General features: G+C 66.0%; 7 protein-coding genes and 1 pseudogene. 3 read left to right on the forward strand and 5 right to left on the reverse strand.

The genetic code is table 11. The annotated features are described in order from the left end of the window. Positions 1-86: 86 nt before the first annotated feature. Positions 87-1,073: a tRNA dihydrouridine(20/20a) synthase DusA gene (gene dusA, locus ACT4OC_RS05775; RefSeq protein ID WP_444838013.1), complete on the forward strand. Its 987-nt coding sequence runs from the start codon at positions 87-89 to the stop codon at positions 1,071-1,073. Here the strand turns inward: dusA and ACT4OC_RS05780 are convergent. From ACT4OC_RS05780 to ACT4OC_RS05795, 4 genes are all read right to left on the reverse strand, one after another. Beyond that, positions 1,059-1,589 carry a TIGR02281 family clan AA aspartic protease gene (locus ACT4OC_RS05780; RefSeq protein WP_444838014.1) on the reverse strand — a complete coding sequence of 177 codons (531 nt, stop codon included), beginning with the start codon at positions 1,587-1,589 and terminating at the stop codon, positions 1,059-1,061. The two genes, dusA and ACT4OC_RS05780, sit on opposite strands and share 15 nt — an antisense overlap. Before the next feature lie 19 nt (positions 1,590-1,608). Further along, positions 1,609-1,818, reverse strand: coding sequence for a DUF1289 domain-containing protein (locus tag ACT4OC_RS05785; protein ID WP_444838015.1), 210 nt, complete (start codon positions 1,816-1,818; stop codon positions 1,609-1,611). Between the two features lie 45 nt (positions 1,819-1,863). Next, the gene (locus ACT4OC_RS05790; RefSeq protein ID WP_444838016.1) at positions 1,864-3,462 is read right to left on the reverse strand and encodes a sensor histidine kinase; all 1,599 of its coding nucleotides are present in this window, start codon (positions 3,460-3,462) and stop codon (positions 1,864-1,866) included. A 140-nt stretch (positions 3,463-3,602) separates the two neighbouring features. Beyond that, positions 3,603-4,475 carry an NAD(P)-dependent oxidoreductase gene (locus ACT4OC_RS05795; RefSeq protein ID WP_444838017.1) on the reverse strand — a complete coding sequence of 291 codons (873 nt, stop codon included), beginning with the start codon at positions 4,473-4,475 and terminating at the stop codon, positions 3,603-3,605. Positions 4,476-4,666: 191 nt separating this feature from the next. On the opposite strand from ACT4OC_RS05795, the gene ACT4OC_RS05800 reads away from it, so the two are divergent. Then, positions 4,667-5,104 carry a VOC family protein gene (locus tag ACT4OC_RS05800; RefSeq protein ID WP_444838018.1) on the forward strand — a complete coding sequence of 146 codons (438 nt, stop codon included), beginning with the start codon at positions 4,667-4,669 and terminating at the stop codon, positions 5,102-5,104. A gap of 57 nt (positions 5,105-5,161) precedes the next feature. Next, positions 5,162-6,349, forward strand: a complete 1,188-nt coding sequence (gene apbC, locus ACT4OC_RS05805; RefSeq protein WP_444838019.1) for an iron-sulfur cluster carrier protein ApbC — start codon at positions 5,162-5,164, stop codon at positions 6,347-6,349. A gap of 47 nt (positions 6,350-6,396) precedes the next feature. On the opposite strand, the pseudogene ACT4OC_RS05810 reads toward apbC, so the two are convergent. Beyond that, positions 6,397-6,609 (reverse strand): annotated as a pseudogene (locus ACT4OC_RS05810) (hypothetical protein); the annotation flags it as partial.

A 6,609-nucleotide genomic window follows, 5' to 3' on the forward strand; every position in this document is an offset into this window, starting at 1 on the left:
TTTGGTTCGGTCGGACATGCTTCGCGGACGGGCAGGGTTGCAAACACCACGTTGCATCGAACCGGCATTGCAGTTAAGCAACTGAGATGGAATGGAAATTCTCCGTCGCCCCGATGATGGACTGGACTGACCGGCATTGCCGCGTCTTCCATCGCCTGATGTCGCGCCGGGCGCGGCTTTATACGGAGATGCTGACCACGGGCGCCATCCTGCATGGCGACCGCGCCCGGTTGCTTGCCTTTGACGCCAGCGAGCATCCGGTGGCGCTGCAGCTCGGCGGCTCGTCTCCGGCGGATCTCGCCGAGGCCGCGCGCATCGGCGAGGGCTTTGGCTATGACGAGATCAATCTCAATGTCGGCTGTCCGTCGGACCGGGTGAAGGACGGCCGCTTCGGCGCCTGCCTGATGGCCGAGCCTTCGCTGGTCGCCGATTGCGTCGCCGCGATGAAGCGGGCGGTCAACTTTCCCGTCACGGTGAAGTGCCGCATCGGCATCGACGACCAGGATCCGGAATCGTCGCTGGACACGCTCGCGAGCGCCGTGGTCGCGGCCGGCGCCGACGCGCTGGTCGTGCACGCGCGAAAGGCCTGGTTGAACGGGCTGTCGCCGAAAGAGAACCGCGACGTCCCGCCGCTCGATTACGGCCGCGTCTATCGGCTGAAGACGGCGCTGCCCGACGTGCCCGTCATCATCAATGGCGGCATCGTCGGCATCGAGGAGGCGAGGGAGCATCTCGCCCATGTCGACGGCGTGATGCTGGGACGCGCGGCCTATCAGGAGCCGTGGCGGCTGCTCGCCGTCGACGCGGAGCTGTTCGGCGAGACGGCGCCGTACGCCTCGATGAAGGACGTGTTCGAGGCGATGGAGCCCTATATCGTGCGCGAGCTCGGCTCGGGCACGCGGCTGCACGCCATCACGCGGCACTTCGTCGGCGCGTTCCATGCGGTGCCGGGAGCCCGTGCCTTCCGCCGGCATCTCGCCGAGCATGGCGTGAGACCGGGCGCAGGGATCGACGTGCTGCGCGAGGCGGTCGCGCTGGTCCGCGAGCGCCAGAGCACCTCACTTGCGGCGTGAGACTTCGGGATAGCCGTGCAGCATCAGCCTGTCGGAGCGCACGCCCCAGCTCTCCAGCCGGTCGAGAAAGCTCATGCCGAGCAGGTTGGTCTTCATGTGTCCGCGCGGCACCACCAGCGCCGGCACCGATTTCTCGGTGAGCTTGCCGACTGAGAGACGGTCCAGCGTCAGCCGCGCCGCCTTGGCGTGACCGCCGGCGGTTTCCAGGTCGACATTGTATTCCAGCATCTCGACCGGCACGCCGATCGCCTTCGCTGTTTCCCAGGTCAGCACGACCGAGGTCGCGCCGGTGTCGATCACCATCGGCGCGGTGACGCCGTTGATCCTGGCCTTCAGCGAGAACTCGCCGCCCTGGCCACGCGGGATCTGCACCGGAGGCGGCGCCGACAGGCTCTTCTGCCGCAGCATGTGCGAGATGCTGTCGCCCGCGCGCGACAGCCGGTCGGGATCGCCATAGGCCACCACCGCGCCGGCGGTGCCGGCCAGGAAAAGGCCGATCAGCAGGATGCGGATCATGCGGCCGCTCCCGCAGGGCTTAACGCGATTGCGTTCGCTGGCGCGGCTGCATCGGCGTCAGGCCGGCTTCCGCCATGCGCGCCGGCAGTTGCGCCATGACGGCGGCCCGCTCGGCGCCGTCCATGGCCGACCAGCGCGCGATCTCCGGCAGCGTGCGGCCGCAACCGAAGCAGAGGTTCGTTCTGGGATCGATCTGGCAGACTGAGGTACACGGCGTTTCCAGGCTCATCGTTGCATAGTGGAGGAAACTTCGACGCCAGCGCAAGCGGGGCGGCTACAACCCTGTTCCCGCGCTCATGATCGGCTTGTGACGCGGGCGGCGTTTCTCGTCGGTGACATCGGCGTTCTCCGGCTGTAGCGGCGGGGCTTCATCGGTCATCGGGCCGAGCGCCGACATCACGCGCTCCGGCGGGAAGGTGATGATCACCTCGGTGCCGATGCGCACCTTCGATTTCAGCGTAAAGGTGCCGCCGTGCATGTCGATCAGGCTTTTTGCGATCGGCAGGCCAAGGCCCGCGCCTTGCTCCGCCGACTTGATGGAATTGGAGCCCTGGCCGAACGAGGCCAGCACGATCGGGATCTCGTCCTCGGGGATGCCGGAGCCGGTGTCCTTGACGCTGAGATATTGTCCGCCCGACGCGGTCCAGCCGGCCTTCAGCCAGATTTCGCCGCCGCGCGGGGTGAACTTGATCGAGTTGGACAGCAGGTTGAGCACGATCTGGCGGATGGCGCGCTCGTCGCCCCAGATCTTCGGCATGGCGCGCTCGAACACCTCGTGGATGGTGATGCCGCGGCTGGAGGCGCGCAGCTTCAACAGGTGATGGCAGTCGGCGACGATGTTGACCAGCGACACCGCTTCCTCGTTGAGCTCGTAGCGGCCGGCCTCGATGCGCGACAGGTCGAGGATCTCGTTGATCAGGTTGAGCAGGTGAACGCCGGAATTGTGAATGTCGGCGGAGTATTCCTTGTAGACGGGCACGCTGTGCACACCGAAGATTTCGCTCTTCATCACCTCGGAAAAGCCGAGGATGGCGTTGAGCGGCGTGCGCAGCTCGTGGCTCATCTGGGCGAGGAAGCGCGACTTGGCGACGTTGGCGGATTCGGCGCGGTGGCGCGCCTCGTCCGAGATCGCCTTGGCCTGTTCGAGCTCGCCGATCAGCGCGTCCTTTTCCGCGCGCGCTTCCAAGGTCGCCAGCGTCGTCGAGTGCAGGCGGTGGGCGAGCAGGGCGAAATAGCCTTCTGCGGCGAGCGCCAGCACCGCCAGCACGTAGTTGTCGAGCGTACCCGAGAGGATGAAGTTGAGCGCGATCGCCGCCGTCACCGGCGCGGTCGCGGCCAGCGCCGCAATCGGCAGGCTCGCCGCCAGCATGCTGGACACCGCGATCACCAGCAGCATCAGGAACATCATCAGCGTGTTGGAGGCGACGTCGAGGCCCGCGGGGCGGATCAGGATCGCGGTCCAGGTCAGGCCGTAGAGCAAATCGAGCAGCACGAAGCGCGTGCGCCATTTGCGCGTCGAAGGCAGCGACGGCGGCGCGGCGAGGAACTTCGCGCAGCTGCGGATGATCGCGGCATGGATGCACAGCATGCCGCAGGTCCAGGCCGCCGCCGACACCGGCTGCATCCAGAAGCCGAACAGCACGCCGGTCGCCACCACCAGCAGCATGACGACGAACGACGCCGACATCCGTGTTTGTGCGTACTGGCGCAGCAGTTCCGTATCGAAGGCGGGGCGGGTGCCGCTGGTCGACGTTAACCGGTCGCGCGCCTCGCGGACCCGCTGTGCCGCCACGCGCCGCGCATTGACGGGCGCTGCGGGGGCAGGATCGGCCGGAAGCTGGACAACTTCAGGCTTTTCAGCGGGTTTACTCATCCAGACAACACAATTGCGCCCGCGAACCGCGCGGACTTTTGCATCGTCTATCTGTGGGCCCAAATCATTAAGCGATGCCTTAAGAAGCTAAAAATTCCCGTTAACGCGGGGTTAAATTAACTCTTTGGCATCGCCGCTCGTCACCGCTCCAGACGCGCCATCAGGCTGCAGGTGTCCCAGCGTTTGCCGCCCATCTTCTCGACCTCGGCATAGAACTGGTCGACCAGCGCGGTGACCGGCAGGTTGGCGCCGTTGCGGCGGGCTTCGGCGATGCAGATCGACAGGTCCTTGCGCATCCATTCCACCGCAAAGCCGAAATCGAACTTGCCCTCGGTCATCGCCTTGTAGCGGTTCTCCATCTGCCAGGACTGCGCCGCGCCCTTGGAGATGGTGTCGATCACGGCGGCGACGTCGAGGCCGGACTTCTTGGCAAAATGGATGCCTTCGGCAAGGCCCTCGACGAGGCCGGCGATGCAGATCTGGTTGACCATCTTGGTGAGCTGGCAGGCGCCGGCAGGGCCGAGGCGCTTGCACATCCGCGCATAGGCCGAGTTGATGACCGGCTCGGCCGCGGCATAGGCATCCTCGTTGCCGCCGCACATCACCGTGAGCACGCCATTCTCGGCGCCGGCCTGGCCGCCGGAGACGGGGGCATCGACGAATTTGAAGCCGCCCTTGGCAGCTGCAGCGTCGAGCTCGCGCGCCACTTCAGCTGATGCCGTGGTGTGATCGACGAAAACCGCGCCCTTCTCCATGCCGGCAAAGGCACCGTCGGCGCCAACAGTCACTGCGCGCAAGTCGTTGTCATTGCCGACGCAGCACATCACGAAGTCCTGGCCCTCGGCGGCAGCCTTCGGCGTTGCGGCGGTCTTGCCGCCGAACTTTTCCGCCCATTGCTTCGACTTGGCGGCCGTTCGGTTGTAGACGGTCACCTCATGGCCGCCTTTTTTGACGAGGTGTCCCGCCATCGGAAAACCCATCACGCCGAGACCGAGAAAAGCGACTTTCGCCATCGTTGATACCTTGGGAGTTTGGCCGCCGGCCTTGGGAAACCGGCCGCGGCGGTTCTTGGAGGGAGGCCGCACCATAACCCCTGCGCAGGGGAGGGCAACGGCTTCGTTTGGGCGAAATGGCTGGTTTCATGCTATGATTGCCGACCAAAACCGCATCTCAAAAACGGCTTCGAAAAAAGGGAGTGTTTCGCATGGGCGTGAGCGTCGGTGTGCTCGATCATTTCAATATCCGGACCCGGAAACTCGCCGATACGGTCCGCTTCTATGAGGATATCCTGGGTCTCGAAAAGGGCCCGCGTCCCAACTTCGCGTTCCCCGGGGCGTGGATGTACAGCGAAGGCAAGGCTGTCGTGCACCTCGTCGACATTTCCAGGACCGACGAGGCACAGAAGCCGGATTCCGGCGTTGTCCATCACGTTGCCTTCGCCTCGACCGGCTTTGACGGCATGAAGCAGCGCCTGCAGGCGAAGGGCATGGCGTTCGACTCCCGGCAGGTGCCGGGCGGCGACCTCTGGCAGATCTTCGTCGACGACCCCAACGGCGTCATGATCGAGCTGAACTACGAGGCCGCCAGGGAAGTGGGCTCCGCAGCGCCGGTCGAGCGGCGGGAAGATATGGGCGCGAGGTAGCATTTCCCGCGCAACCGCTCTATAGGCGCTTCCGGAACTGGTTTAGGAGATGCGCCTTTGAGCGTGACACAGCAGCAGGTTATCGATGCCCTCTCCAAGGTGATGTCGCCGCGCGGCGTCGCCTTGCCCAACGCCAATGTGCTCTCGGCGATCACAGTCACCGACGGCAAGGTGTTCTTCTCCGTCAATGTCGATGCCGCCGAGGCGCGGGCCTGGGAGAGCGTGCGGGCGCAGGCTGAAGCCGCGGTGCGCGCCATCCCCGGCGTCACGGTCGCCATGATCGCGCTGACCGCCGAGCGCAAGCCCGGCTCGGCCACGCCGCCGCCGGTGCCGCAGCCGCAACGGCATGCCCCGAGTCATTCACATTCGCATGGCGGCGTGCAGCCGGCCGCGTCGCATCGCCCGCCCCAGGGCGGACAAAGCCCGATGTCGAAGCAGGCGGAGATCCCCGGCATCGCCGCCATCATCGCGGTCGCCTCCGGCAAGGGCGGCGTCGGCAAGTCGACCACCGCGCTCAACCTCGCGCTCGGTCTTCGCGACCAGGGCCTGCGCGTGGGCCTCCTGGACGCCGACATTTACGGTCCCTCGGTGCCGCGGCTGACCGGCATCCACGACAAGCCGCAGCTCAATGCCGACAGGAAGATGATCCCGATCATGCGTTTCGGGCTTGCGGTGATGTCGATCGGATTCCTCGTCGAGGAAGAAACCGCGATGATCTGGCGCGGGCCGATGGTGATGTCGGCCATCACGCAGATGCTGCGCGACGTCGCCTGGGGCACGCTCGACGTGCTGGTCGTCGACATGCCGCCGGGAACCGGCGATGCGCAACTCACGCTGGCGCAGAACGTGCCGCTGAAGGGCGCCATCATCATCTCGACCCCGCAGGACCTGTCGCTGATCGACGCGCGGCGGGGCCTTGCCATGTTCAAGAAAGTCAACGTGCCCGTGCTCGGCATCGTCGAGAACATGAGCTACTTCGTGTGCCCGAAATGCGGAGCACGTTCGGACATCTTCTCCCACGGCGGCGCGCGCCATGAGGCGGAGAAGCTTGGCGTCCCCTTCCTCGGCGAGGTGCCGCTGCACATGGAGATCCGCTCGAAGTCGGACGCGGGCCAGCCGGTCGTGGTCAGCATGCCGGGCTCCGAGCACGCCAGGATCTACCGCGACATCGCCGCCAGGGCCTGGGAGGAGCTCGAAAAGGATCTCGGCAGCCGCCGCCCGGCGCCCCGCATCGTCATCGAATAGCAAGACGAGGCGGCTTGCCCCGCGGAGCGTGATCGGGAGGCATCCGGCTAGACCAGCCGATCGCGGAACAGCGGGATCGGCTGGCGCGGGGCGACCTCGGGAGCAGGCGGCAGCTCGTGCGAGTGGACATCGTGCGCCGAATGGCGTCTCAGGATGTCGAGCGCCTTCCTCTCGTGCTCCATGTTGCGGGTCCTGACCCAGAGCAGGATTCCGCCATGGGCGAGGTGCTCGTTCAGGTGCTTGGCGTGCTCGCTGCCGAC

Source organism: Bradyrhizobium sp., assembly GCF_052389815.1.
GTDB lineage: Bacteria > Pseudomonadota > Alphaproteobacteria > Rhizobiales > Xanthobacteraceae > Bradyrhizobium.

What these genes read in the sequence shown, in the direction of transcription:
- ACT4OC_RS05795 (WP_444838017.1), bottom strand. Translation starts at nt 4,475, where the DNA reads ATGGCGAAAGTCGCTTTTCTCGGTCTCGGCGTGATGGGTTTTCCGATG.
- ACT4OC_RS05790 (WP_444838016.1), bottom strand. Translation starts at nt 3,462, where the DNA reads ATGAGTAAACCCGCTGAAAAGCCTGAAGTTGTCCAGCTTCCGGCCGAT.
- ACT4OC_RS05780 (WP_444838014.1), bottom strand. Translation starts at nt 1,589, where the DNA reads ATGATCCGCATCCTGCTGATCGGCCTTTTCCTGGCCGGCACCGCCGGC.
- dusA (WP_444838013.1), top strand. Translation starts at nt 87, where the DNA reads ATGGAATGGAAATTCTCCGTCGCCCCGATGATGGACTGGACTGACCGG.
- ACT4OC_RS05800 (WP_444838018.1), top strand. Translation starts at nt 4,667, where the DNA reads ATGGGCGTGAGCGTCGGTGTGCTCGATCATTTCAATATCCGGACCCGG.
- ACT4OC_RS05785 (WP_444838015.1), bottom strand. Translation starts at nt 1,818, where the DNA reads ATGAGCCTGGAAACGCCGTGTACCTCAGTCTGCCAGATCGATCCCAGA.